The following is a 24,801-nucleotide window of genomic DNA, read 5'->3' on the forward strand; positions in this document are numbered from 1 at the left end:
GGGGCAAGCCTGACCGGCGCCGTCTCGCTTTAGCTTGCGATCCGCCATAAGGGGCACCGCTTCGGCTGACCGTAAAGCCGCACGAGGGAAGAATGATGGACTATCAGGGGGCCGCGCCAAGCATTGCGGTGCTGTTGCCATGCTATAACGAGGAAGCGGCGATCGCCCAGACGATTGCGGGCTTCCGCGAGGCGCTGCCGACCGCGACCATCTATGTCTATGACAATAACAGCAAGGACCGCACGGTCGAGGTCGCGCGCGCGGCGGGCGCCGTGGTCCGGTCGGAGCGGATCCAGGGCAAGGGCGCGGTCGTGCGGCGCATGTTCGCCGATATCGACGCTGACATCTATGTCATGGCGGACGGCGACGCCACCTATGATGCGGCTTCGGCACCCGACCTGGTCGCGCGCATGGTCGAGGAACAGCTCGACATGGTGGTCGGCCAGCGGGTTAGCGAGGCGGAACTTGCCTATCGTCGCGGGCACCGCTTCGGCAACGCGATGCTGACGGGCATGCTCGCCAAGCTGTTCGGGCGCAGCTTCACCGACATCCTGTCGGGGTATCGCGTCTTCTCGCGTCGCTTCGTCAAGAGCTTCCCGGTCCTGTCGGTCGGCTTCGAGATCGAGACTGAGATCAGCGTTCACGCCCTGGAGCTGAAAATGCCCTGTGCCGAGATCGCCACGCCCTATTATGCGCGGCCCGAGGGGTCGGCGTCGAAGCTGTCCACCTATTCGGACGGCTGGCGCATCCTGCGCACCATTCTGAAGCTGTACCGGATCGAGCGGCCGATGTGGTTCTTCGGCGCGGTCGCGGCGCTGCTCGCGGCGCTTTCCATCCTGCTCGCCGTGCCGATCATCCTGACCTATCTTGAGACGCATCAGGTGCCGCGCTTCCCGACCGCGATCCTGTCAACCGGGTTGATGCTGCTCGCCGCGCTGAACGTCTTCACCGGGCTGATCCTCGATACCGTGGTGCGTGGACGGCAGGAGGTTCGGCGACTGGCCTATCTGGCGCTGCCCGCGCCCGGAAACCCGCGCTAATCGGATTTTCACCCCTGAAAGCCATAAACGCTGCACGGCAGCATCACGGGATGCCGCCGGGGCTTGAATATGCGCGGCCACCACGCGACATAGGGGCTCTTCTGGGCATAAGAGAGATTTCCATGCACAATCCGTTCGAGACCGGCGATTTCGCGAGCCCGCTGGCACATGCTGGCGTCGGGCTGCGGCAGACGCAGGCCGGGCTGGTTCCGATCGTCATCGAACAGTCGAACCGCGGCGAACGGTCGTTCGATATCTTCAGCCGCCTGCTCCGCGAGCGCATCATCTTCGTCACCGGGGGTGTCGAGGACGGCATGGCCTCGCTGATCTGTGCGCAGCTGCTGTTCCTTGAGTCGGAAAATCCGAAGAAGGACATCTATATGTACATCAACTCGCCGGGCGGTGTCGTCACGGCGGGCATGGCGATCCATGACACGATGCAGTATATCCGTCCGCGCGTCGGCACGCTGTGCATCGGCCAGGCCGCCTCGATGGGCAGCTTCCTGCTGTCGGCCGGTGAGCCTGGCATGCGCGTGGCGACCACGAACAGCCGCATCATGATCCACCAGCCTTCGGGCGGGGCGCAGGGCATGGCGGCCGATATCGAGATCCAGGCGCGCGAGATCCTGCGCATGCGGCACTTCCTGAACACGTTGTACGCCAAGTACACCGGCAAGCCGCTGGAAGAGATCGAGCGCGCGATGGACCGCGACAAGTTCATGAGCGCCGAGGAGGCCAAGGAGTTCGGCCTGATCGACCAGGTGTTCGACAAGCGTCCGACCCCGGCCGACGACGCGTCGACCGCGGCATAAGACGGGTCGTTCAGCGTGAACGGTTTATTTCGATTGTGACTTTATCGGGGTGCGGTACGATGCGCACCCCGGCAACGGTAGCGCACCGCTTCATGGGTGCGAGAGGTGATTGATGGACAAGGTGAGCGGTGGCAACTCGAAAAGCACCCTCTATTGCTCGTTCTGCGGCAAGTCGCAGCACGAGGTGCGCAAGCTGATCGCGGGGCCGACCGTCTTCATTTGCGACGAGTGCGTGGAGCTGTGCAACGACATCATCCGTGAGGAGACCAAGTCCGCGCTGGTCTCCAAGAAGGATGGTGGCGTCCCGACGCCGCAGGAAATCTGCAACGTGCTCGACGATTATGTCATCGGGCAGAAGCAGGCCAAGCGTGTCCTGTCGGTCGCGGTGCACAACCACTATAAGCGGCTGAACCACGGTGCGAAGGGCGCCGATGTCGAACTGGCCAAGTCGAACATCCTGCTCGTCGGCCCGACCGGCTGCGGCAAGACGCTGCTGGCGCAGACGCTGGCGCGCATTCTCGACGTGCCGTTCACCATGGCGGACGCGACGACGCTGACCGAGGCCGGTTATGTCGGCGAGGATGTCGAGAACATCATTCTGAAGCTGCTTCAGGCGTCGGATTACAATGTCGAGCGGGCGCAGCGCGGCATCGTCTATATCGACGAGATCGACAAGATCAGCCGCAAGGCGGAGAATCCCTCGATCACCCGCGACGTGTCGGGCGAGGGCGTTCAGCAGGCGCTGCTCAAGCTGATGGAAGGCACGACCGCCAGCGTTCCCCCGCAGGGCGGGCGCAAGCATCCGCAGCAGGAATTCCTGCAGGTCGACACGACGAACATCCTGTTCATCTGCGGCGGCGCGTTCGCGGGTCTGGAAAAGATCATCGGTGACCGTCTGCAGGGCAAGTCGATCGGCTTCGGCGCCTATGTCGCGGCGCCTGAGGAAAAGCGGACCGGCGAATATCTGCGCCAGACCGAGCCGGAGGATCTGCTGAAGTTCGGCCTGATCCCCGAATTCGTCGGCCGTCTGCCGGTCATCGCCACGCTCGAAGACCTCGACATCGCGGCGCTGGTTAAGATTCTGTCCGAGCCGAAGAACGCGCTGGTCAAGCAGTATCAGAAGCTGTTCGAGATGGAGAATGTCGAACTCGACTTCACCGACGACGCGCTGACCACGGTCGCCAAAAAGGCGATCGAGCGCAAGACCGGTGCACGCGGGCTTCGTTCGATCCTGGAGGGCATATTGCTCGACACCATGTTCGACCTGCCCGGCATGGACGGCGTCGACGAAGTGATGGTCGACAAGGACGTGGTCGAGGGCCGCAAGGAACCGATCCGCGTCTATGCCGAAAAGGCCAAGAAGACGGACGGCGCGGCAGCCTGAACGGGGCCGTGACGTAGTGGAATGGATGACGGGCGCTTCCCCTGGGGGAGGCGCCCGTTTTCCTATGGGGAATGCGATGGTGACGATCCGAGAGGCGGGGGCGGGCGACCGGGCGGCAGTGGCGACGATGCTGGGACGTGCCTTTGCCGATGATCCGGCCATGTCCTATATCTTCCCCGACGCCGCCGACCGGGCGAAACGCCTGCCGCGCCTGTTTGCGCTGTTGTTCGACAGTGACGCGGTGGGGATGCGGTTGGTCAGCGAAGCGGCGGATGCGGGGACCTTCTGGCGGCCGCCGGGGCAGGCGCATGTGCCTATGGCGGCCTATGTCCGGCGGCTGATCTTGGTGCTGCACGCGCTGGGCGCATCGCTGCCGCGCGCGATGCGGCTGGGCGATGCGATCGAGGCGCATTTTCCGCGCGAGCCCTTCTGGTATCTACATATCGCCGGCGTCGATCCGGCGCGGCAGGGGCGGGGGTTGGGCGGTGCATCGATACGGGCGGGGCTGGCCCGGTGCGATGCCGATGGCGTACCCGCCTATCTGGAGACGGCGACCGAGAGCAATGTCGGGCTTTATACGCGGCTGGGCTTCCAAATGACCGGGGAATGGTCGGTGCCCAGGGGCGGCCCGCGCTTCTGGTCGATGATCCGGCCGGTCGGCGGACTATAAACATTCCTCCCCTTACAGGGGGGGATGGGACAACTGCCGAACCCCTCTGCTTTACCACGCGTTGCCGCTCCGAACAGGAGATGCCGCGATGAAACCTCATATGATCTGCCACATGATTTGCAGCCTGGACGGGCGCATCCTGCAAAGCCGCTGGCGGCCCGAGAGCTACAAGCCCGGTGAACTCTTCGAGGATCTGCACGACCGGATCGGCGGCGACGCGTGGATCGTCGGGCGGGTGACGGGGCAGGAATTCGCCAAGGGCGACCGTTATCCCGATACGAACGAGACCCTCCCGCGCGAAAACTGGTTCGCGACCCGTGAGGCCGACGCGTTCGGCGTGGTGCTGGACGAACAGGGCAAGATCGTCTGGGGCCGGAGCGACATTGGCGGCGATCCGATCGTCGTCGTGCTGACCGAGGCGGTGCCGAATTCGCATCTGGCCGGGCTGCGGAGCGACGGGGTTTCCTATATCTTTGCCGGAACGGATATGATCGACCTGTGCGCCGTGCCCGACATCCTCAACCGGGAACTGGGCGTCGAGACGCTGCTGGTCGAGGGTGGCGGCACGGCCAATGGCGAATTCCTGCGCGCCGGGTTGATCGACGAGATCAGTATGGCGCTCTGCCCCGCGATCGACGGCGCGGCGGGGGCGCCCAGCCTGTTTCATTCGGGTAAGGAGGACGCAGATACGCCCGCACCGCTGACCGGGCTGACGCTGACCCATCATGAGGTATTGCCGGATGGTGAAATCTGGTTGCGTTACAGGGTGGAGAATGACGCGGGTTGAGGCGCCACTGCCCCTCAGACTTACAGCGCTTGGTGAACTGCCGCTCCACAACGGAGTTCGACACGCGTTTGGCCCCAGAAGGGGCTACATATGGTTTCGTAATCGCAATGAATCTTGCGCGCGTTGGGACCCAACAGGGCGGTTGGCGCATTGGCATGACAGGGATGTCATCATCCCCGTCATGTTGAGGAGAAGAGACCAGCCATGAGCGAACCCGACGCCATCGTCACCGCCGGACAGAAGCGCGCGCTGCTCCAGCGTCTGCTGATGCCCTGGTGGACCCTGGTGTTCCCCATCCTGGGCCTGCTCGCCATCGCGGTGTCGCTCTACAAGATGGGAACGGTTGGGGTGGTCGTCGCGGCGATCATCCTGTTCGGCTGCGTACTGTCGGCGGTCCATCAGGCGGAGGTCGTAGCGCACCGGGTCGGCGAGCCCTTCGGCACCTTGGTCCTGGCGGTTGCGGTCACGGTGATCGAGGTGTCGCTGATCGTCAGCCTGATGCTGTCCGATGCGGGCGACGCGTCCAGCCTGGCACGCGACACCGTGTTCGCGGCGATCATGATCATCCTGAACGGTATCGTCGGCCTGTGCCTGCTCGCCGGGGGATTCCAGCATGGCGAACAGCGCTTTTCGCTGCGGGGCGCGAGTTCGTCGCTCAACGTGCTGACTGCGATGGTCGTGCTGTCGCTGGTCCTGCCCAATTATGTCTCGTCCGCGCCGGGGCCGACCTATGCGACCTCGCAACTGGTCTTCGTCGCGATCGTCAGCGTCATCCTCTACGGCACCTTCGTCATGGTGCAGACGGTGCGGCACCGCGACTATTTCCTGCCCGCCGACGAGGACATGCCCGCCGATGCCCATGCCGAGCCGCCGACCAATGCGGCGGCCTGGGCGGCATTGGGCATGTTGCTGGTCGCGCTGGTCGGGGTGGTCCTGCTGGCCAAGGGGCTTTCGGGCATCGTCGAGGCGGCGATCCTGGGAGCGGGCCTGCCGCTTGCCATCGTCGGTGTGGTGATCGCGGCGCTGGTGCTGGCGCCCGAGAGCCTGGCGGCGTACCGGGCGGCCAAGCGCAACCGGCTTCAGACCAGCCTCAACCTCGCGCTCGGCTCGGCGCTGGCGACGATCGGGCTGACCATTCCGGCGGTGGCGATCGTCTCGCTGATGCTGGGCCTGCCGCTGGCGCTGGGGATCGGGGCCAAGCAGATGATCCTGCTGGTCCTGTCGCTGTTCACCATCACGCTGACGCTGGGCAATGGGCGGACGACCGTGCTGGGCGGCGCGGTGCATCTGGTGATCTTCGCGGCGTATCTGTTCGTGACGGTCGTGCCTTGATCCCCAATGCCCGTTCAGCCTGAGCGAAGTCGAAGGCCAAGGGTGGTCCACTTGGTGTTCTCCGGCGAAGGCCGGGGTCCAGTTTCCATGAAGTCGAGAGAGATAATAGGGGCATTGCGTTGGGGGGGCATGGCGATCAGTGGCAACGGCCTCCCACGCCTTTCACCGCGTCATCACAATGGCGCCGCAACTGGACCCCGGCCTTCGCCGGGGAACAGGCTGGGTTCGAAGTCTGCCCGTGGCCTTCTTCGCTTAGGCTGAACGGAGGGAGGGGCGCTATCCCGTTTCCGTTCGCGTCGAGCGCAGTCGAAGCGCAGGGGGATGACCGGCCCTATTTCTTCTTCGCCGCCTGTTCCGCCTTCCACGCCCGGAACTGCTCGATCGCGACCGAGCGCTTCAGCACCTTCTCCCAGGGATCGACCACGACATGCGCGTCGGCGGGCACGGTCAGCGTGCCGGTGCCGTCCGTCATCGGCAGCGTCTCGACCCGGTCGCCGACCTGGACATCGACCGGCATCGGGAAGGGCCCACCGCCCGGCACCTTCCAGGTCAGGGTGAGCTGATCGCCGCTGCGCGTCTCGACGATCTCGGGCAGTGCCGCCTGGCGCAGATAGACGTTGAAGAACCAGCCATAGTCCTTGCCCGTCACCTGCCGGACAAAGCCCTCATATTCCTTGGTCGAGCCATAGCGGGGCGTGAAATTCCCCGGCCTGGGATCGGTCCGGCCATAGACGGCCAGCCGCGTCACGTCCCAGAACGCCTTGTCCCCGATCAGATTGTGGAGCGTGTGCAGCATCCACGACCCCTTCATATAGATGTCGAGGCCGGGACCGCCCTTGGACTCTTCATAGACATCCTGCTCGGTCATGCTTCGGTCGTGGACGATGGGGGCCTTGTTGGCGATCTGCCCGCGCTGCGCGTCCATCATCACCGCATAGCGCGCCTCGCCCTCGCGCCAGCGGCCATAGCTGGGCTGCATATAGCTGCCATAACCCTCGTGCAGCCAGAAATCGTCCCAGTCGACATTGGTCAGCTGGTTGCCGAACCATTCATGGCTGAACTCATGCTGGAACAGCCAGTCGAAACCCTCGGGCGCCTTGGCATATTCATTGCCGTAGGCGTTGATCGTCTGATGCTCCATGCCCTTGTGCGGCGTCTCGACCACGCCCAGCTTTTCATCGCCGAAGGGGAAGGGGCCGACGGTCGACTCGAAAAAGTCCAGCGTCGGCGCGAACTCCGCAAACAGCCCTTCCGCCTTCTCCTTCTCGCCGGGCAGATACCAGTAGAACATCGGGATCGTGTTGCCGAAGCGGCTCTTATATTTCCCCTCGACCACCTCGTACGGCCCGACGTTCAGCGCGATGGCATAGGTGTTGGGATGCTTGGTCCGCCAGTTCCACCGGGTCCGCCCATCGGGCAGTGTATCGACGCCCAGCAGCACGCCGTTCGACGGGGCCTTCAGCCCCTTCGGCACCGTGATGTGCAGCGTGACCAGGCCCGGCTCGCCCATCGGATAGTCGAGGCACGGCCAGAGCAGGTCGCAGCCATAGCCCTGATCGGTCGTGGCGAACCAGGGCCGCCCGTCCGGCGTCTTGGCCCAGACGACGCCGGTATCCCAGGGTGCCCGCACCGCGACATGCGGCGTGCCGCCATAGGTGATCTTCGCGCTGATCGTCTGCCCGGCACGCAGCGCACGGGGCAGGGCGATGACCAGCCGCCCTTCCGGGTTGGACCATGCGGCGGGCTTGAGGGGCTTTCCGTCGATGGCGATCGCCTTGACCGGCAAATTCCGGTCGAGATCGATCACCAGCCGCGCCAGCGGCGCCTTTGCGGTAAAGTCCAGCACCGCAATGCCGTTCAACTCCCGTGTATCGGGCAGTATCTCGAACGACAGGTCGGCACGGTCGAAGCGGACGGCGAGCTGCTCGGGTGGACGGACGCCGCCGGAGATCATGGTCTGCGCGGTCAGCGGCGGCTCACCTTTGGCGGGAAGCGCCTTGGGCGCTTGGGCACCGGACGGGGCGGCGCAGAGAAACGAGGAGGCGAGCAGCGCGAGAGCGGCATTCCGTATACGATTCATGGTGTCTGGTTTCGCCCAAGCGATGCGGCTTGGCAAGCCGTGCCGCAGCGTCTCGTCGCAGCGGGAATTGATGGATCGGCAACCCTCCCCATATATAGATACGAAGAGGCCCTGATCGGGCCGACCGGAGTTTGCATGAACCAGACCTATCCCGTCCTCCCGCTGCGTGACATCGTCGTCTTCCCGCACATGATCGTGCCTCTGTTCGTCGGCCGCGACAAATCGGTCGCGGCACTGGAAGCGGCGATGGCGGCGGACAAGGAAATTTTCCTGGTCGCCCAGTTGGATCCCGCCGAGGACGATCCCTCGCGTGAGGATCTGTACGAGATCGGCGTGACCGCCAGCGTCCTGCAACTGCTGAAGCTGCCCGACGGCACGGTACGCGTGCTGGTCGAGGGCAAGACACGCGGCCGCCTCGTCGAGCTGGACGAGTCGGGCACCCACCTGACCTCCACCATCGACACGACCGTGGTCGAGAGCGACGAAACCGCGCTTGAAGAGCAGGAGCATGACGTCAAGGCGCAGGTCGCCGCGCTGATGCGTTCGGTGGTCGACCAGTTCGAGAATTATGCCAAGCTCAACCGCAAGCTGCCCGCCGAAACGGCCGTGCAGCTGGCGGAGATCGAGGATGCGTCGCAGCTGGCCGATGCGGTCGCCGCGAACATTTCGGTCAAGGTCGCCGACAAGCAGGCATTGTTGGTGGAAACCGATCCGGCCAAGCGGCTGGAGATGGCCTATGCCCTGATGGAAGGCGAACTCGGCGTCCTTCAGGTCGAGAAGAAGATCAAGAGCCGCGTCAAGCGCCAGATGGAGAAGACGCAGCGCGAATATTATCTCAACGAACAGCTCAAGGCGATCCAGCGCGAGCTGGGCAATGAGAGCGAGGACGGCGACGGCGACGAGATCGCCGAGCTGACCCAGAAGATCGCCACGCTCAAGCTGTCCAAGGAAGCGCGGACCAAGGCGACCGCCGAGCTGAAGAAGCTGAAGACCATGGCGCCGATGAGCGCCGAGGCGACGGTCGTGCGCAATTACCTCGACGTGCTGCTCGGCTTGCCCTGGGGCAAGAAGTCCAAGGTGAAGAAGGACATCGCGGCGGCGCAGGCGATCCTGGACCAGGATCACTATGCGCTGGAAAAGGTGAAGGACCGGATCGTCGAATATCTCGGCGTCCAGGCGCGCACCAACAAGTTGAAGGGGCCGATCCTGTGCCTCGTCGGCCCGCCGGGCGTCGGCAAGACCTCTTTGGGCCAGTCGATCGCCAAGGCATGCGGGCGCGAGTTCATCCGCCAGTCGCTGGGCGGCGTGCGCGACGAGGCCGAGATTCGCGGCCACCGCCGGACGTACATCGGCTCGCTGCCGGGCAAGATCGTGACCAACCTGAAAAAGGCGGGCACCGGCAACCCGCTGTTCCTGCTCGACGAGATCGACAAGCTGGGCCAGGATTTCCGCGGCGATCCTGCCTCGGCGCTGCTGGAAGTGCTCGATCCGGAGCAGAACGCCAAGTTCAACGACCACTATCTGGAGATCGATATCGATCTGTCGGACGTGATGTTTGTGTGCACCGCGAACACGCTGAACCTGCCGCAGCCCTTGCTCGACCGCATGGAGATCATCCGTCTGGAGGGCTATACCGAGGACGAGAAGGTCGAGATCGCCGAGCGTCACCTGGTTGCCAAGCAGGTCGAGACGCATGGCCTGAAGGACGGCGAGTTCACCCTGACCCAGGAGGGCCTGCGTGCCCTGATCCAACGCTACACCCGCGAGGCGGGCGTGCGCACGCTGGAGCGCGAGATTGCGCGCCTCGCCCGCAAGGCTCTGCGCCAGATCCTGGAGGGCAAGGCGACGTCGGTGACGATCACGCCGGAGAACCTGCATGAGTTCGCAGGCGTCCAGAAATACCGCCACGGCCTGTCCGAGCAGGAAGACCAGATCGGTGCGGTCACGGGCCTCGCCTGGACCGAGGTGGGTGGCGAGTTGCTGACCATCGAATCGGTGACGGTGCCGGGCAAGGGCCAAGTGAAGACCACCGGCAAGCTGGGCGATGTGATGAAGGAATCGGTCCAGGCCGCCTTCAGCTTCGTCCAGGCGCGCAGCCCCAGCTTCGGGATCAAGCCGTCGCTGTTCCACCGTAAGGACATCCATATCCACCTGCCCGAGGGCGCGGTGCCCAAGGACGGTCCGTCGGCGGGTATCGGCCTCGTCACCTCGATCGTGTCGACGCTGACCGGCATCGCGGTGCGCAAGGATGTGGCGATGACCGGCGAGGTCACGCTCCGCGGCCGGGTGTTGCCGATCGGTGGCCTGAAGGAAAAGCTGCTGGCGGCGCTGCGTGGCGGGATCACCACCGTGCTCATCCCGCAGGAGAATGAGAAGGATCTGGCGGATATCCCCGCCAACATCCTGAACGGGCTGAAGATCGTGCCGGTGGCGCATGTCGATGAGGTGCTTCGCCTGGCGCTGGTCGAGCCGCTGGAGGCGATCGACTGGACCGATGCGGATGAATTGGCGGCGCTGCCGCCCGCCGCGATCCCGGCGGTCGGCGGCGAACGTCACCACTGATCGTCGTGCACTGATCGTCGCAAGGACGGGGCCGCCGGTCGAAGGATCGGCGGCCGTTTTCAAACGATGTCATAAGGATGACATGCGCTTCTGTTTGCGCCATCCTTCGCTTTGGATAAGGATGGGGGATAAGGGTGGGGTTTGACAGCACCGCCTGCCGCGTCATTATCGGTCCTTTAATATTTGGGCGGCACCGAGTCCGTCTGGTTATTCGTCGAAATCATAGGGGGTTATGGAATGAACAAGCAGGAGCTGATCGCCACCGTCGCCGACTCCTCGGGCCTGGCCCGCGGCGATGCGGTCAAGGCGGTCGATGCCGTGTTTGAATCGATCACCGCTGCCCTGAAAAAGGGTGATGAAGTTCGCCTCGTTGGCTTCGGCACTTTCTCGGTTTCCAAGCGCAAGGCCTCGACCGGCCGTAACCCGCGCACCGGCGAGCCGATGACCATCAAGGCCTCGTCGCAGCCCAAGTTCAAGCCGGGCAAGCTGCTGAAGGACTCGGTCAACTAAATCCGAAATTTTGGGCTGGACAGGCGGCGAGTCGCCGCCTAAAGGCCCGTCTCCCGGTTACGGGCGCGTAGCTCAGCGGTAGAGCACACCCTTCACACGGGTGGGGTCACAGGTTCAATCCCTGTCGCGCCCACCATTCTTTCCAATGACTTAGTGGTCCGGAAGGAATGGTGATCCGCCTGATCGGCCAGGCTTTCCCTCCTTTTCGGCGGTCGTTCGGCAAGATTCGGCAATATGATGCCGGTTGCCCGACAATTTAACGTGCCTTTAGCGGCCTCTCCTTATGCTCATGGCCAAAGGAGACTGTCATGCAGCAGGGGTATCGCAGCTTTTGTCCCGATCATCCGGCCTTCGCCATCGCGATGGCGTTCCAGCCGATCATGGATGTCGAGACGGGACGACCCATCGCCTATGAAGCGCTGGTCCGGGGCAGCAAGGGCGAGGGCGCGGGCGATATCCTGACGCGGATCAGACCCGAGGAGCGCTACGACTTCGACCAGCAATGCCGGGTCGCCGCGATCGAGGGCGCGGTGGCGGCGGGGCTGCTCGACGGCGGTGCGCGGCTGTCGATCAACTTTTTTCCCGACACCGTTTATTCGCCGCTCGCCTGCCTGGAGCCGACGCTGGACACCATGCGACGGCTGAATGTCCCTCATGAGCGGCTGATCTTCGAATTCTCCGAACAGGCGGAGATCGGCGACGGCGCGCATCTGAAGACCATCCTGGACACCTATCACTGCATGGGCTTCGGAACCGCGATCGACGATTTCGGTGCGGGCCATGCCGGGCTGACCCTGCTGGGGCAGGTCAGGACAGACTATATCAAGCTCGACATGGCGCTGATCCGGGGCATCGACCAGACCATGCCCCGGCGCATGATCGTCGAGGGCGTGATCCGGATCGCCGAAAAGATGGGCATCGCGATCATCGCCGAGGGCGTGGAGACGATCCACGAATATAACGCGCTCCGGGCGCTGGGCGTGCGGTACATGCAGGGCTATCTGATCGCACGACCCGGCTTCCGCTGTCTGCCGCCGGGACATTTGCCAGAGGACCTGGCCTGGGTGGCGAGCGCCTGAAGGCACGGAGATCAGCGTTTCGGCATTCCTCCCCTTATCGGGAGGAATGCCTTTTCATACCGTGCCTCAAAGGCGTCAGCCGTCAGCGCACCGAACCCACATCCCCCGCCAGATAACGGGCGATCGGATCGATCATGTCCTTCGGTATACGCCGCGCGATGACGGGCATGGTCGCGTGGCTCTTGCGCGCGTCGACGACATTCTTGTCGCCCTGCCAATGGCGCAGGCGCGCGGCGATATAGCTGGCCCGCTGTCCGGCGAGGACGGGATAGGGCTTGCCGGGGGTGTGGCAGCTGACACAGGCGGGAAGCTGTTTGTCGGGCAGCCCGCGCTCGACGATCCGCGCCGCCGCCGGATCGCCCGCGGGCTTCGCACCCAGCCCCGGCATCGCGGCGAAGCGGCGCGCGGCGGCCTCCATGTCGGCGGGCTCCATGCGCATCGCGACCTGCTGCATCACCGCGCTCGACCGGGTGCCGTTGGCATAGCCCTTGAGTGCCGCGAGCAGATATTCGGGGCTCTGGCCGCCCAGAACCGGAATGTCGGGCGCGCCGCGACCCCGGCCGTCGGTGCCATGGCATCCGGTGCAATTGTCGGGATCGACAGCGGGCGACGCCTCGGCGACCAGCGCGCGATATTGGGCGGGCGTCATGTCGGGCAGGCGACGGACGAATGCGACCATGCGGCGCACTTCGTCCTGGCGGTCCTGCACGGCCCAGGCGGGCATACCGGTATATTTGACGCCGTGCTGGAGGATCCAGAACAGCTGCTTGTCGGTCCATTCACGCGCATTGACCGACAGGTCGGGCGCGGGCGGGGTCGCGGCCTGCATCACGGGGGCGGGCTTCTGGCCTGGGGCTCCGTGACAGACGGCACAGCTATTGGCGAAATGCCCGGCCGCGCTCACCAGCCCGCTAGCATCGGCGGGGTCCTTGGGTGCGGTGAAGGCGGCATGGGTGCGCACCGAATTGCGCATCGCCCAGTGAAGGAACCAGTCGGTGATCGCCCAATGCCCGCTGGAGGCGGCCAGATTGATGACGCCCGACCAGGCCAGGCCCATGCCGAGCAGCGCTAGGCCCAACAGCGTCGCCAGCGCCCGCTTCCAGGTGATGCGGATCGTCATGCGTGCGCCTCTTCTTTGGTCTGGAGCAGGCGCGCGAGCATCGCCAGCCCGCCGCACAGATAGGCGACTCCGCCGACCAGCAGCATCACGACGCCCGCCATCTGCTGATCCGCCAGCGCCCCCATGTCATGATGGCTGTAGAGCGGCCGCGGGGCGAGGCCGATCAGCGCGCCCAACAGGGTCATGTGCATCGAGGTGACGAGCAGGGCGGCAACGCCGGCGGCCCGGTGACGCGGCGCGAGCACGGCGGCCCAGAGCAGCAGGCCGACCGCCAGGAAGCTGACCTGCTCGGCGATCAGCCAGGGTAACCCATGATCCGCCAGCCGCCGCAGCGCCGGGACGTGCCAGCCCCATACCACGACCGCCTCGATCATGGCGGCGGCCAGCGGGGTGGCGAGCCGGGGCAGGCGGACCGCCGGATCGAAACGTGTGCCCTGAAGCCCCAGCGCGATCGGCGGCGCGGCGACCGCCACGGCGATCATGTGCGCGACCATATGCCCGGTCATGCCCCAGGTGCTGAAGGCCCAGCCGACCGACAACAGCGCCAGACCCAGCATCAACCAGCTACGCCTCATCGGCAATCGCCCAGCATCAGGACGGGCATGGCGGTGAAGATCACCGCGACGAAGCTCAATCCCGCCAGCAACATCGTCGAATAGGCCAGGAAGCGCAGCCGATCGATATCGGTGCCCTCGTTATGCGGCGGCGGATCCCCCGGCGTGCGCGACTGCTGCCACGCGATCACACCCGAGGCGAGGATGACGATCAGCGCGACGACCGTCCCGATCGCGAATGCGGTGGGGAACAGCGCCCATCGGCCGATCCGCTCGCACGAGATCGCGACCCAGAGATAGGAGAAGAGGAAATGCACCGCCCAGGTCGTCGGCGGCACGATCAGCGTCCAGAGGGTGACGCGCAGCCGGTGCGCGCCTTTCAGCCAGCGCTTCATAGCCCCGTCTCCGGAAACAGGCCGATGGTCAGATAGGTTACGATCGCGGTCAGCGCGAAGAAATGCATATAGACGGTGATGTTGCGGATATCGGCGTCATGGGTCGGCGTCATCCTGCCCGCGATGCTGCGCGCCAGCGTATAAAGCTGCATGATCACCGCGACGGCGGCATGGACGACGGTCCAGACGACCAGCACCCAGACGATGGCCGGATAGACATTGGCCTCCGGGTCCAGCCCGTCCAGGCACCCTATCCCGGCGAACAGGCTGGCGATGGCGGTGACGGCGCCCGCGACCAGCAGCCCGCGTGCGGCATTGACCGAACCCCGGTGATGAACCTCCCGCGCGATCAGCGTCGCGGCCCAGCTGGCCAGCGACAGCGCCAGTGCGGTCAGCGGCCCGCCGCTGCCCGGTCCGTCAAAGCCTGCGCCGAAATCGGGATGGATCGTCCAGTAGAAATAATAGCCGAAGACCAGCCCCGAAAAGGCGGTCGCATCCGCCATCATCGTGATGAACATCGCCCACCAGCCGGGCGCGGCCGGGCCGGAAATATAGAGCGGCAGGCGCATGCCGTGACCGATCGGCTTTTCCGGCTTTTCCGGAATCTCGGCAGTGTCCCACAGCCACCACAATATGCAGCCCAGCGTGACCACACCGCCCAGCGCGGCGATGAGGTAGAGGTGATAGGTGGTCAGGATGAACACGCTGCCCAGTGCCACGGCGGTCATCATCGGCTTGACGCTGGGCGTGCCCAGCCGGATCACCGAAACGGGCTTGGCGTCGAGGACCGAGGTGATGATCGTCTCGCGGCGGCCTTCCTCGGCATCGGGCAGGAAGAAGCGGCCCTCATCGACCTTGGCGACGAAGTTCTTCTGGTCCCAGATCGGATAGCGGCTTTCGACCAAAGGCACCGAGCGGATGCCCCAATCCTCGTCATCCGGATGCGCCAGCCATTCCAGCGTCCCCGCATTCCACGGGTTGCGCGACGACTTGGCGCGCGTCGGCGAGAGCATCAGGTCGACGACCAGCACCGCAACACCGGCCGCGAACATATAGGAACCGGCGGTCGAGGCGAGGTTGAGCCAGCCGATGCCCAGTTCTTCCGGATAGGTGAAGACACGACGCGGCATGCCCTCCAGCCCCGACAGGTGCATCGGGAAGAAGGTCAGGTTGATGCCGACGAACATGATCCAGAAGGCGATGCGCCCCAGCCGGTCCGACAGCTTCTTGCCGGTGATCAGCGGCCAGTAATAATAAAGCCCGCCGAACAACGGCAGCAGCGTGCCGCCGATCAGCACATAGTGGAGGTGCGCGACCACGAAATAGGTGTCGTGCGCCTGCCAGTCGAACGGCGCCACCGCGACCATCACGCCGGTCAGGCCGCCGATGACGAACACCGCCAGGCTGCCCGAGGCATAGAGCAGCGGCGTCGACCACTTCACCTTGCCCGCCCAGAGCGTGGCGATGAAGGCGAAAATCTGAACGCCGGTCGGGATGGCGACGGCTTCGGAGGCGGCGGAGAAGAAGGCCAGGCTGATCTTGGGCAGGCCGGTCGCGAACATGTGGTGGACCCACAGTCCGAACGACAGGAAGGCGGTGCCGACGGCAGCCAGCACGATCCACGGATAGCCGAGCAGATGGCGCTGCGCGAAGGTCGGGATCATCATCGCGAACAGCGCGATGGAGGGCAGGAAGACGATATAGACTTCCGGATGGCCGAAGATCCAGAACAGGTGCTGCCACAGCAGCGGATCGCCGCCGCGCGCAGCGTCGAAGAAGGGCCAGTTGAGCAGCCGCTCCATCTCGAACAACAGGTCGCCCGCGATCAGCGGCGGGAAGGCGAACAGGATCATCACCGCCACGACCAGGATGTACCAGGCATAGAGCGGCATCAGGTTCAGCCGCATGCCGGGCGGGCGGCATTTCAGCACGCCGACGATCAGCTCGACCGCGGCGGCCACCGACGACACCTCGATGAAGGACAGGCCCAGCATCCAGATATCGGCGCCCAGCCCCGAGAGGTCGGTGCGGGTGGTCAGCGGCGGATACATGAACCAGCCGCCATCGGGCGCGGCGTTGAAGAAGATCGAGCCGCCGACGAACACGCCGCCGATCAGGAAGCTCCAGTAACCGAAGGCCGACAGGCGCGGGAAGGGCAGGTCGCGTGCGCCCAGCAGCTGGGGCAGCAGGATGATCGACACCGCCTCGAACATCGGGACGGCGAACAGGAACATCATCATCGAGCCGTGCAGCGTGAACAGCTGGTTGAAGGTGTTCGCCGAGACGAGGTCGTTGTCGGGCACCGCCAGCTGGGTGCGCATGATCAGCGCCAGCACGCCCGCGAACAGCATGAAGCCGAACGCGGTCAGCGTGTACCAGACGCCGACCCGGTTGTTGTTGGTGTCGGTCCAGCGCAGGAACAGGCCGCTGGGTGGTTTCCACACCGCGCGCAGCCGCTCTTCCTGTTCGGCGCGAAGCTGGGGATCGTCCTGCGCGTGGAGGCTCATTTCAGGCCCTGAAGATAGCGGGCGAGGGCAATGGCCTCGTCATCCGACAATTGGGGGAAGGACGGCATTCGGACGCCGGGCTTGGTCTTTTCGGGATGGCGGATGAAAGCGGCGACGTTCGCCTCCGTCATCGGCAGGATGCCTGCCGCCAGCGTCCGGCGCGATCCGAAATGGGTGAGGTCGGGACCGATCCGGCTGGGCGCGTTGACGCCCGCGATGCCGTGGCAGCCGCCACATCCATTCTCGGCGAACAGGCGCGCTCCGGCCGCGTCGCCCGGCCGGGCGGGACGCGCCTGCTCGGCCAGCCACGCGTCGAAGGCGGCGGGCGGCATCGCGATGACGTCGAACGCCATCAGCGCATGGGACAGCCCGCAGAATTCGGCGCATTGCCCGCGATAGCGGCCGGGCTTGTCGGCGCGCACGACCAGGCTGTTGATGCGGCCGGGGATCATGTCCATCTTGCCCGCCAGCCCCGGTATCCAGAAGCTGTGCACTACATCGCCGCCGCTCAGGCGGAAGGCGACGGTGCGTCCGGTGGGAATGCGGATTTCATTGGCGCTGAGGATCGGGGGACGGCCCGGCGGCGCATAGGCGACACGCCACCAGAATTGCTCGCCATCCACCGCGATGGTCAGGTCGGCGGGCGAGGCCGGGCGCGGCTTCATATAGGGTAGCGAATAGGCGAGCAGCCCGAGCAGCACGACGGTCGGGATGATCCCGCCCAGCCACAGGACGATCCGCATCCCCTTGCGGTGGTCGATCGATCCCTCGGGCGCCCGGACGGCATGGCGCATCAGCAGCGCGACACCGCCCGCGATCAGCACCGCGCCCACCAGCATCATAATGAAAAGATGGCGGATATCGGCCGCATCCGCCCCGAAGGGCGCCAGCGTGGATTGATGCGTGTTGCATCCCGCCAGGAAACCGGCTGTCAGAATCGAGATGGCGCTGCTTTTCCCCCGCATCGCCCCCGAACGTTTCCCTGGCGGAATAGTTCATGTCGGCTTCATCTAAAGTTCATGTTCGGGGTATTTCTGCTATCGATTGTCGTTGCGGCGCCACACTTCTCCCGCCAGCAGGGTCGCAAAGCCCAGCCACGCCGCCAGCGGCATCACGCTGACCGAGGCGGGGCGATCGACTTTCCAGGCGGTGGCGGCGAGGGCGGTGGTGCCGATCGCCATGGCGCCAGCGGCGGCGGTGCTGGCGCCGGTGCGCCGTTCGCGGAAAAACAGCTCGGTCCAGCCGCCGATCATCGCGCTGTTGCCCAGCCACAGCGCGACCGAGGCGTTGCGGGCGGGGGAGGCAGGCTGGCGAAGCAGGCGATAGCCGCCGACCGCCGCCATCGTCTCCAGCACCGGCCAGACCGCGCCGAACACCGCATCGGGCGGGGTGAAGCCGGGCTTGTCGAGCCGCGCATACCAGCAGCGGATGCGCGGGTGCGACGGATCGGGGGCGTTACGCCGCCCGACCAGCGCGCTCAGTCCGAGCACACCCGCCGCGATACCGCCCGCCACCAATGGCGATAATCCCTTGTTCTTCATGGCCGTCATCCCTTTGCGAAGGTCGGTGGGATAACGGCTTTCCTTCAAGCCTGTTCAATCGCGATGCGGCGGCGGCTCCACAGTAAGGCCCGGTCGAGCAGGCCGATGACGATCAGCGACATACCGAACAGCGGCAAGGCGATCCCCGCCACCACCAGCGACAGAAGCAGCCCGCCGACCCGCGCGCCCGACAGCGCAGGCGGCGCACCGACCCGTCCGGCCGGGCGACGTTTCCACCACATCGCCACGCCGCTGAACGTCAGGACCCAGATGGCGATGCAGGGGATCAGCATCAGCAACTGGTTCGCGCGGCCGAAATAATTTCCCATGTGAAGCTGGACACCCGACTCTACCGCGCGGCCGACGATGCCATATTTGGCATAATGCACCTCCGGCCCCACCGGCTTGAAGCTGTAGCGGTCGATATAGAGCGTCTTCTGCCCCACCGGCCGGTCGGGATAGGTGAAGACGGTATAGACCCCGTCCGCGCCCTTGGGCAGGAACAGCCGGTAGCTGCCCGACCAGCCATGCGCGCGCAGGATGCCCGTCACCCGGTCGGTGCCGCGAATGACGGCAGGGTCGTGGGTGGCGCCGGGCATCTCCGGGCCGTGATCGGCATGTTCGCCGCCCATGGTGGGCATCGCCGAGTGCGGCCTCTTGGATCGGGGAAGGGGAGCATCCTCCAGCGTCCAGGGCGCATCGCCCAATGCGGCCTTCATCGGCATGCTATGGGGTATGTTGTACTGGCGGAAGGAAGGCGGATAACCCACGCCCAGCGCCGCGCTGGCCCGGTGGATCAACGGCCCGCTGACGCCGGCCCAGGGCAGCCCGGTGACGATCAGGAAGCCGATCAACGCGACCGTCCATACCCCTACCGGTCCATGCAGGTCCCGCCAGAAGCGCCGTCCCCGCCCGCTCGTTCGTGGCCAGAGCGTCCCCGCCGCGGTGAACCGTCCGCGCGGCCACCACAGGATGACGCCGGTGACGAGCAGGACCAGCGCCCAACTGACGGCCAGTTCGACCAGCCGCTCGCCGAACACGCCCATCAATATGGAACGGTGCATGGCATCCGCCCAGCCGACCAGCGTCCGGTCATAGACGACGCTGCCCAGCACGTGGCCGGTGCCGGGATCGACCGCGACGCGACGTGGCGGCCCCTCGATCGGCTGGACGAAGACCACCGCCGAACGGTCGGCGGTGTCGGGCATGTCGACCCGCGAGGCGCTGCCCGGATAGGCGGTGAGCGCGGCCTCGATCATGCGCGACATCGGCACGTTCGTGTCGTGCGGCGCGACGAAGCGAAGCTCGGGGTAGAAGGCATCGTTCAACTCGTCGTTGAACAGATAGATGGCGCCCGTCAGGCTCAGCATCAGCAGGATCGGCGCGACGAGCAGCCCGGCCCAGAAATGCCAGCGCCAGATGGTCCGGTGAAAGGCGGCGGAGGCGTTCGGCCGAACAATGGCGCGTCCGGCTCCGAAAGGATTATGAGGCATGACAAGGCTTTCGACCAACCCTCGCCAGGGACGGGGGCAGCATCATGGAAACGTCGCGGGCGGTGAGCGGCGACGTCGGATGAGACGGGTCAGGAAAGCGCGGGCGGTCCCCGCAAGGGCGGCCGCAGATGGAGCGCGGCGACGGGCCGAGGCAGGACCGGCATGGCCAAGCCGACCGCCATGACGAAGGCGATGAGCAGGGCCAGCTGGATCGGATCGGTCGCCGCCAGACCGGGGGCGGTCAGCCCGGCAAAGGCGCAGGGCATGTCGCGGCCATGATCCTGGCCCGAATGGCCCGAACCGTGGTCGCTCCGGGCGTGGCTCATGGCGGCATGGTCCATCGCCATGGCCCCGTCATGCGCCATCGGAACCGGGGCAGGGGCTGGCACTGGCGCGCTGCCGGGGCACAGGATGATCGCCGCCCGACCATCGACCTGCCCGATCATATAGCCCGCCGGGATCGACAGCTTGAGCAGCAGCGCGGCCGCGCAGATCAGCACGGCGAGATGGCGTTGCGCGAACAGGCTGCGGATGGCCGTCACGGCGCATGGGGTAGTCGAGCGGGTCGCCACTGTCACTCGGACAGATCAACCCAGGGACAAAATGGCCGACATGCAGGCGGATCCGCCACAATGCCCTGGCCTGCCCGCTCTCAATGCTGGCGCTGGACCACAGTCTGTTGCAGGGTCGCATCATGGTGCACTCCCCCGCCTTTGCTTTTCTCAACGGCGTATCGGGCCGTATCGTCGACGAGATGATCGCGTTCGACTGGACGACGACCAGCCTCGGGTCCCCCGACACATGGCCCGCCGCGCTGAAGGCCCAGATCGCGACGATGATCGCGTGCCCGGCGCCCATGTATCTGGTCTGGGGGCCGGATCTGGTGTCCTTCTACAACGATGCCTATCGCCCGATGCTGGGCTATCGCGCCGCCACCGCCATGGGGACGCCCTTTCGTATCCTGTGGGGCAGCATCTGGGACGATATCGCGCCACTTGTCGACGTCGCGTTGTCGGGCAAGGTCGCGCAGGTCACCGACATGCGGCTGGACTTGGCACGCGAGGGCAAGCCCGAAGAGGCCTATTGGTCCTTTTCCTACTCGCCGGTTTTCGATGACCGGGGGCAGATTTCGGGCATGATCTGCGTCACCGGCGAGACGACCGCGCGGGTGTTGGCCGAGCGGCACCAGCGGGAGGCGGATGAGCGGCTGGAACTCGCCCTCAGCTCCGGCGCGCATGTCGGCATGTGGGACTGGGACGTGGTGAACGATTCGATCCGTACGGACCCGCGCTTCGCGACCATGTACGGCGTCGATCCGGCGGCGGCCAAGGCGGGCTTGCCGATCGCCGAATTCTTCAAGGGCATTCACCCTGATGACCGGGAGCGCGTCGAGCGCGAAGTCGCGGAGGCGATGGCGGGGCTGGGGGCGAGGCTGGGGACGGGGCTGGGGGCGGACACCGATGATGCCGCAGGCCGCTTCGCCTCCGAATATCGGCTGGTCCAGGCCGATGGCACCATTCATTGGGTGTCGGCGCGGGGCCGTTGCATCGCCGATGAGAATGGGCGTTGCGTGCGATTTCCGGGCGTCAGCTTCGACATCACCGACCGCGTCTGCGTCGAACAGCAATTGCGCGAGAGCGAGGCGCGGGCCCGGCTGAATGCCGAGCGGGTGCAACTGGCCCAGGAGGCCGGGGCCATCATCGGTACCTGGTTCTGGGATCTGGTGACCAACCGCTTCACCTGCGACGAGCCGTTCGCGCGGCATTTCGGGCTGGATCCCGCCCATGGTCATGAAGGGGTGCAACTGGAGCAGGTGGTCGAACTGGTCCATCCCGACGACCGCGCCGGTCTGTCGGAGGCGGTGCAGGAGGCGATCACGCGGGGTGGTGCCTATGCGCACCAATATCGCGTCCGCCGCCATGACGGCCATTACCATTGGCTGGAAGCCATTGGCCGGGTCGATCACTCGGCCGAGGGTATGCCGATCCAGTTTCCCGGCGTCCTGATCGATGTCGGCCTGCGCCGTGCGCTGGAAGTAGAGCGCGACACCGCCATCGCCGAACTCCGCGCGCTGACCGACCAGCTGGAACAGCGTGTCGCCGACCGCACCGCCGAACTGATGCGGGCCGAGGAGGCGTTGCGCCAGAGCCAGAAGATGGAGGCGGTGGGCCAGCTGACCGGCGGTCTGGCGCATGACTTCAACAATCTGCTCGCCGGGATTTCGGGGTCGTTGGAGCTGATGGCGCTCCGGCTGGCGCAGGGGCGGGTGAGCGACGTCGACCGCTATATGGACGCCGCACAGGGGGCGACGCGGCGCGCGGCGGCGCTGACCCATCGGCTGCTCGCCTTTTCCCGGCGGCAGACTTTGGCGCCCAAGCCGACCGATATCGCCGCGCTGGTCGCGGGCATGACCGACCTGATCCGCCGGACGGTGGGGCCCGGCATCGCGCTGGAGACGCACGGAGCGGACGATCTGTGGACCGTGCTGGTCGATGCGCCGCAGCTGGAGAACGCGCTGCTGAACCTGTGCATCAACGCGCGCGACGCGATGCCGGGCGGCGGGCGGATCACGATCAAAATGGTCAATCGCCGCCTGGACCAGGACAATGCCCGCTTCGCCGATATACCGGACGGCGAATATCTGGCGCTGTGCGTCACCGATACCGGCACGGGCATGACGCCCGAGGTGATGGAAAAGGCGTTCGACCCCTTCTTCACCACCAAGCCGCTGGGGCAGGGGACCGGGCTGGGGCTGAGCATGATCTATGGCTTTGCCCAGCAATCGGGCGGTCAGGTCCGCATCCGTTCGGCGCCGGGCGAGGGTACGACGGTGTTCCTCTATCTGCCGCGCCATCACGGCCCCGCCGAGCGGGACGGCGAAAATGCCGCCGGTGCCCCCGCCAACGCATCGGGGGCGGGCGAGACCGTGCTGGTCGTCGATGACGAGGCGACGGTGCGGATGATGATCGCCGACGTGCTGCGCGACATGGGATACCGGGTGATCGAGGCGGCGGACAGCGTCGAGGGGATGGCCGTGCTGCGCTCGGCCGAGCGCATCGACCTGCTCGTCACCGATGTCGGCCTCCCCGGCGGCATGAACGGGCGGCAGCTCGCCGAAGCAGCTCGGGAATTACGACATGAATTGAATGTCATGTTCGTCACGGGCTATGCGGAGAATGCGGTGCTGAACAGCGGGCATCTGTCGCCGGGCATGCAGTTGCTGACCAAGCCCTTCACGGTGGATGCGCTGGTCACGGGAATACAGGCGGCGATGGGCGCGGGCGCGCGGCGGTACGAACCCCACGCGCCCTGATACGCCCGGCGGCGATGGCCCCCGGCACCGCGGTACTGCGTAATGCCTGGGAGTTTCACGATGTTCATGACCGGCCGCCTGGCTTTTTCCACCCTGGCCCTTCTGCTCTTCGGCATTCCCGCCGCCGCCCAGAGCGGCCCCGATATCCCGGAGCCAATGGTGTTCGACATGATCCGCCCGCTGACCGCCAAGGCGGGCGAGATCGAGGTCAACGCGCTGGCGCAGCGCGACCTGACCGGGCCGCGCGGCGAACTGGAATGGGCACCCGAGGTCGAACTGGCGGTGGCGGACGGCTTTGCGGTCGAACTCGAACTGCCGCTCATCGATAGCCGCGTGGTCCAATACAAGATGGGGCTTCAGAAGCGGCTGGGCAGCTTCCGGGGCGGGCGCAGCGTGCACGGCGTCCAGTATCTGGGGCTGCACGACCGGGAAGAGGGCGGCTGGACCTCGACCCTGCTATGGTTGCTCGGCAATCGCTTCGGCGAGCGGTGGAGCACGATGACGATGCTGGGCGTCGGCGACGTGACCTTACGCGAGGGCAACGAGACGGGGACGATCATCAACCACTCGACCTTCTACGACGTGGATCCCGACACGGTGCTGGGCCTGGAGATGAACCGGCAGAATGGGCAGGGCGCCTATTGGCTGCTGATGCCGCAGGTCCACCGCGCGATCGGCAAGCTGGGGGTGCAGGGCGGCGTCGGCGCGGAAAAGGCACGTGGCGAGCGGTTCCGGCCGCGTTTGGGCTTGCGCCTGATCCGCGAGCTGTGATGGAAAAACCCTGCCAAGAACGTGGGGCAAAATGGGAGACACGGCATGACCATCGCGCTGATCTGCCTCGATGCGGACGATACGCTCTGGCACAATATGCGCCACTTTGCGGCGACCGAGGAGGCTTTGGTCGGCCTGCTCGCTCCCTTTGCCGAGGCGCGCGTCGCCCGCGCCACGCTGGAGGCGTGCGAGGCGCGCAACCTGCGGCTCTATGGCTATGGGGCCAAGGGTTTCACCCTGTCGATGATCGAGACGGCGGTGGAATTGGCGGGGCCGTCCCTGCCCACCGACCTGATCGCACGCGTGCTGGAAGCGGGGCGGCAGTTGCTGGCGCATCCGGTCGAACTGCTCGACGGTATCGCCGACACGATCGAGGCGTTGCGCGAGCGGGGTAAGCTGGTGCTGGTGACGAAGGGCGACCTTCTGCATCAGGAAGCGAAGCTGGCGGCGTCCGGATTGGGTTCGCATTTCGATGACGTGGCGATCGTCAGCGACAAGACGCCGGATACCTTTCGCGGCATCTTCGCCCGCCACGGTGTCGCGCCCGAACAGGCGGTGATGGCCGGGGACTCGATGCGTTCCGACATACTGCCCGTGCTGGCGGCGGGCGCCTGGGCCGCGTTCATCCCGCAACCGCTGGCATGGAGCCATGAAGCAGGCGACGCGCCGGTCGACCATCCCCGCTTCCGCCAGTTGGACCGCTTGGGCGACCTGCCCGCATGGATCGACACGATCGGCTGATTTTTCCTCCCCTGTAGGAGATCATTGCAAAACCCGATTGCAGTGAACTGGGCGGGTATTTCGGATTGGCTGGGTGTCAGCGGCCCCGCCCGCTGACCAGCGGGCGGTGG

Annotated in this window: 21 protein-coding genes and 1 tRNA gene; 13 read left to right on the plus strand and 9 right to left on the minus strand. The window is 65.7% G+C overall.

The window, feature by feature from the left end; all coding sequences use genetic code 11:
- Window positions 1-92: 92 nt before the first annotated feature.
- The 6 genes from GGQ89_RS08940 (at window position 93) to GGQ89_RS08965 (ending at window position 6,025) form a co-directional block, all read left to right on the plus strand.
- Window positions 93-1,040 (plus strand): glycosyltransferase family 2 protein, encoded by a 948-nt coding sequence (locus GGQ89_RS08940; protein WP_380773156.1) that lies wholly within the window; start codon window positions 93-95, stop codon window positions 1,038-1,040.
- 122 nt (window positions 1,041-1,162) lie between these two features.
- Window positions 1,163-1,852 (plus strand): ATP-dependent Clp endopeptidase proteolytic subunit ClpP, encoded by a 690-nt coding sequence (clpP, locus tag GGQ89_RS08945; RefSeq protein ID WP_056434117.1) that lies wholly within the window; start codon window positions 1,163-1,165, stop codon window positions 1,850-1,852.
- Between the two features lie 112 nt (window positions 1,853-1,964).
- Window positions 1,965-3,236 carry an ATP-dependent Clp protease ATP-binding subunit ClpX gene (gene clpX, locus GGQ89_RS08950; RefSeq protein WP_042489865.1) on the plus strand — a complete coding sequence of 424 codons (1,272 nt, stop codon included), beginning with the start codon at window positions 1,965-1,967 and terminating at the stop codon, window positions 3,234-3,236.
- Window positions 3,237-3,312: 76 nt separating this feature from the next.
- Window positions 3,313-3,906 (plus strand): GNAT family N-acetyltransferase, encoded by a 594-nt coding sequence (locus GGQ89_RS08955; RefSeq protein WP_184105521.1) that lies wholly within the window; start codon window positions 3,313-3,315, stop codon window positions 3,904-3,906.
- A gap of 88 nt (window positions 3,907-3,994) precedes the next feature.
- The gene (locus GGQ89_RS08960) at window positions 3,995-4,693 is read left to right on the plus strand and encodes a dihydrofolate reductase family protein (protein WP_184105494.1); all 699 of its coding nucleotides are present in this window, start codon (window positions 3,995-3,997) and stop codon (window positions 4,691-4,693) included.
- Window positions 4,694-4,897: 204 nt separating this feature from the next.
- Entirely contained in the window at window positions 4,898-6,025 is a 1,128-nt protein-coding gene (locus GGQ89_RS08965) for a calcium:cation antiporter (RefSeq protein ID WP_056434111.1), read from the plus strand.
- Window positions 6,026-6,356: 331 nt separating this feature from the next.
- Here the strand turns inward: GGQ89_RS08965 and GGQ89_RS08970 are convergent, their stop codons facing one another.
- Window positions 6,357-8,105 carry a M1 family metallopeptidase gene (locus GGQ89_RS08970; RefSeq protein ID WP_184105495.1) on the minus strand — a complete coding sequence of 583 codons (1,749 nt, stop codon included), beginning with the start codon at window positions 8,103-8,105 and terminating at the stop codon, window positions 6,357-6,359.
- A gap of 135 nt (window positions 8,106-8,240) precedes the next feature.
- On the opposite strand from GGQ89_RS08970, the gene lon reads away from it, so the two are divergent.
- The 4 genes from lon to GGQ89_RS08990 all read left to right on the plus strand — a co-directional run bounded on the left by lon (window position 8,241) and on the right by GGQ89_RS08990 (window position 12,256).
- The gene (lon, locus tag GGQ89_RS08975; RefSeq protein ID WP_184105496.1) at window positions 8,241-10,667 is read left to right on the plus strand and encodes an endopeptidase La; all 2,427 of its coding nucleotides are present in this window, start codon (window positions 8,241-8,243) and stop codon (window positions 10,665-10,667) included.
- 222 nt (window positions 10,668-10,889) lie between these two features.
- Window positions 10,890-11,177, plus strand: coding sequence for an HU family DNA-binding protein (locus GGQ89_RS08980; protein ID WP_269083245.1), 288 nt, complete (start codon window positions 10,890-10,892; stop codon window positions 11,175-11,177).
- Window positions 11,178-11,238: 61 nt separating this feature from the next.
- Window positions 11,239-11,313: transfer RNA gene (locus GGQ89_RS08985), tRNA-Val, on the plus strand.
- Between the two features lie 172 nt (window positions 11,314-11,485).
- Complete coding sequence (locus GGQ89_RS08990; protein ID WP_240456618.1) at window positions 11,486-12,256, plus strand: EAL domain-containing protein; 771 nt, start codon at window positions 11,486-11,488, stop codon at window positions 12,254-12,256.
- A gap of 82 nt (window positions 12,257-12,338) precedes the next feature.
- On the opposite strand, the gene GGQ89_RS08995 is transcribed toward GGQ89_RS08990, so the two are convergent.
- The 8 genes from GGQ89_RS08995 to GGQ89_RS09030 form a co-directional block, all read right to left on the minus strand.
- A complete protein-coding gene (locus GGQ89_RS08995) occupies window positions 12,339-13,376 on the minus strand; it encodes a c-type cytochrome (protein ID WP_184105497.1) in 1,038 nt (345 codons plus the stop codon).
- Window positions 13,373-13,951, minus strand: coding sequence for a cytochrome c oxidase assembly protein (locus GGQ89_RS09000; protein WP_184105498.1), 579 nt, complete (start codon window positions 13,949-13,951; stop codon window positions 13,373-13,375). The genes GGQ89_RS08995 and GGQ89_RS09000 overlap by 4 nt, the downstream gene beginning before the upstream one ends.
- The gene (locus tag GGQ89_RS09005) at window positions 13,948-14,325 is read right to left on the minus strand and encodes a hypothetical protein (protein ID WP_058746611.1); all 378 of its coding nucleotides are present in this window, start codon (window positions 14,323-14,325) and stop codon (window positions 13,948-13,950) included. Before GGQ89_RS09005 ends, GGQ89_RS09000 begins: the two co-directional genes overlap by 4 nt.
- A complete protein-coding gene (gene ctaD / locus GGQ89_RS09010; RefSeq protein ID WP_184105499.1) occupies window positions 14,322-16,832 on the minus strand; it encodes a cytochrome c oxidase subunit I in 2,511 nt (836 codons plus the stop codon). The genes GGQ89_RS09005 and ctaD overlap by 4 nt, the downstream gene beginning before the upstream one ends.
- Window positions 16,829-17,797 (minus strand): cytochrome c oxidase subunit II, encoded by a 969-nt coding sequence (gene coxB / locus GGQ89_RS09015; protein WP_184105500.1) that lies wholly within the window; start codon window positions 17,795-17,797, stop codon window positions 16,829-16,831. The genes ctaD and coxB overlap by 4 nt, the downstream gene beginning before the upstream one ends.
- Before the next feature lie 72 nt (window positions 17,798-17,869).
- Window positions 17,870-18,373, minus strand: coding sequence for a TspO/MBR family protein (locus GGQ89_RS09020; protein ID WP_184105501.1), 504 nt, complete (start codon window positions 18,371-18,373; stop codon window positions 17,870-17,872).
- Window positions 18,374-18,417: 44 nt separating this feature from the next.
- On the minus strand, window positions 18,418-19,866 hold the full coding sequence (locus GGQ89_RS09025; RefSeq protein ID WP_184105502.1) for a PepSY-associated TM helix domain-containing protein: 1,449 nt from the start codon (window positions 19,864-19,866) through the stop codon (window positions 18,418-18,420).
- A gap of 89 nt (window positions 19,867-19,955) precedes the next feature.
- On the minus strand, window positions 19,956-20,408 hold the full coding sequence (locus GGQ89_RS09030) for a hypothetical protein (RefSeq protein ID WP_338112409.1): 453 nt from the start codon (window positions 20,406-20,408) through the stop codon (window positions 19,956-19,958).
- A gap of 113 nt (window positions 20,409-20,521) precedes the next feature.
- Here GGQ89_RS09030 and GGQ89_RS09035 point away from each other — a divergent pair, with 113 nt between their 5' ends.
- The 3 genes from GGQ89_RS09035 to GGQ89_RS09045 are packed head-to-tail and all read left to right on the plus strand — an operon-like array spanning window position 20,522 to window position 24,691.
- Window positions 20,522-23,179, plus strand: a complete 2,658-nt coding sequence (locus GGQ89_RS09035; protein WP_206362800.1) for a PAS domain-containing hybrid sensor histidine kinase/response regulator — start codon at window positions 20,522-20,524, stop codon at window positions 23,177-23,179.
- 60 nt (window positions 23,180-23,239) lie between these two features.
- Window positions 23,240-23,950 carry a hypothetical protein gene (locus tag GGQ89_RS09040; protein WP_240456617.1) on the plus strand — a complete coding sequence of 237 codons (711 nt, stop codon included), beginning with the start codon at window positions 23,240-23,242 and terminating at the stop codon, window positions 23,948-23,950.
- 45 nt (window positions 23,951-23,995) lie between these two features.
- Window positions 23,996-24,691: an HAD family hydrolase gene (locus tag GGQ89_RS09045; RefSeq protein ID WP_184105504.1), complete on the plus strand. Its 696-nt coding sequence runs from the start codon at window positions 23,996-23,998 to the stop codon at window positions 24,689-24,691.
- The last annotated feature ends 110 nt before the right edge of the window (window positions 24,692-24,801 follow it).

Origin of the sequence: Sphingomonas yabuuchiae, assembly GCF_014199595.1 — a bacterium.
In the GTDB taxonomy this organism is placed as follows: domain Bacteria; phylum Pseudomonadota; class Alphaproteobacteria; order Sphingomonadales; family Sphingomonadaceae; genus Sphingomonas; species Sphingomonas yabuuchiae.

Coding starts and splice junctions, on each gene's coding strand:
- GGQ89_RS08970 (WP_184105495.1), bottom strand. CDS start 8,105: ATGAATCGTATACGGAATGCCGCTCTCGCGCTGCTCGCCTCCTCGTTT.
- GGQ89_RS08955 (WP_184105521.1), top strand. CDS start 3,313: ATGGTGACGATCCGAGAGGCGGGGGCGGGCGACCGGGCGGCAGTGGCG.
- GGQ89_RS09005 (WP_058746611.1), bottom strand. CDS start 14,325: ATGAAGCGCTGGCTGAAAGGCGCGCACCGGCTGCGCGTCACCCTCTGG.
- clpX (WP_042489865.1), top strand. CDS start 1,965: ATGGACAAGGTGAGCGGTGGCAACTCGAAAAGCACCCTCTATTGCTCG.
- GGQ89_RS09000 (WP_184105498.1), bottom strand. CDS start 13,951: ATGAGGCGTAGCTGGTTGATGCTGGGTCTGGCGCTGTTGTCGGTCGGC.
- coxB (WP_184105500.1), bottom strand. CDS start 17,797: ATGCGGGGGAAAAGCAGCGCCATCTCGATTCTGACAGCCGGTTTCCTG.
- GGQ89_RS09045 (WP_184105504.1), top strand. CDS start 23,996: ATGACCATCGCGCTGATCTGCCTCGATGCGGACGATACGCTCTGGCAC.
- GGQ89_RS08990 (WP_240456618.1), top strand. CDS start 11,486: ATGCAGCAGGGGTATCGCAGCTTTTGTCCCGATCATCCGGCCTTCGCC.
- GGQ89_RS08995 (WP_184105497.1), bottom strand. CDS start 13,376: ATGACGATCCGCATCACCTGGAAGCGGGCGCTGGCGACGCTGTTGGGC.
- GGQ89_RS09040 (WP_240456617.1), top strand. CDS start 23,240: ATGTTCATGACCGGCCGCCTGGCTTTTTCCACCCTGGCCCTTCTGCTC.
- GGQ89_RS08940 (WP_380773156.1), top strand. CDS start 93: ATGATGGACTATCAGGGGGCCGCGCCAAGCATTGCGGTGCTGTTGCCA.
- lon (WP_184105496.1), top strand. CDS start 8,241: ATGAACCAGACCTATCCCGTCCTCCCGCTGCGTGACATCGTCGTCTTC.
- GGQ89_RS08965 (WP_056434111.1), top strand. CDS start 4,898: ATGAGCGAACCCGACGCCATCGTCACCGCCGGACAGAAGCGCGCGCTG.
- GGQ89_RS09020 (WP_184105501.1), bottom strand. CDS start 18,373: ATGAAGAACAAGGGATTATCGCCATTGGTGGCGGGCGGTATCGCGGCG.
- clpP (WP_056434117.1), top strand. CDS start 1,163: ATGCACAATCCGTTCGAGACCGGCGATTTCGCGAGCCCGCTGGCACAT.
- GGQ89_RS09035 (WP_206362800.1), top strand. CDS start 20,522: ATGCTGGCGCTGGACCACAGTCTGTTGCAGGGTCGCATCATGGTGCAC.
- GGQ89_RS08960 (WP_184105494.1), top strand. CDS start 3,995: ATGAAACCTCATATGATCTGCCACATGATTTGCAGCCTGGACGGGCGC.
- GGQ89_RS09025 (WP_184105502.1), bottom strand. CDS start 19,866: ATGCCTCATAATCCTTTCGGAGCCGGACGCGCCATTGTTCGGCCGAAC.
- ctaD (WP_184105499.1), bottom strand. CDS start 16,832: ATGAGCCTCCACGCGCAGGACGATCCCCAGCTTCGCGCCGAACAGGAA.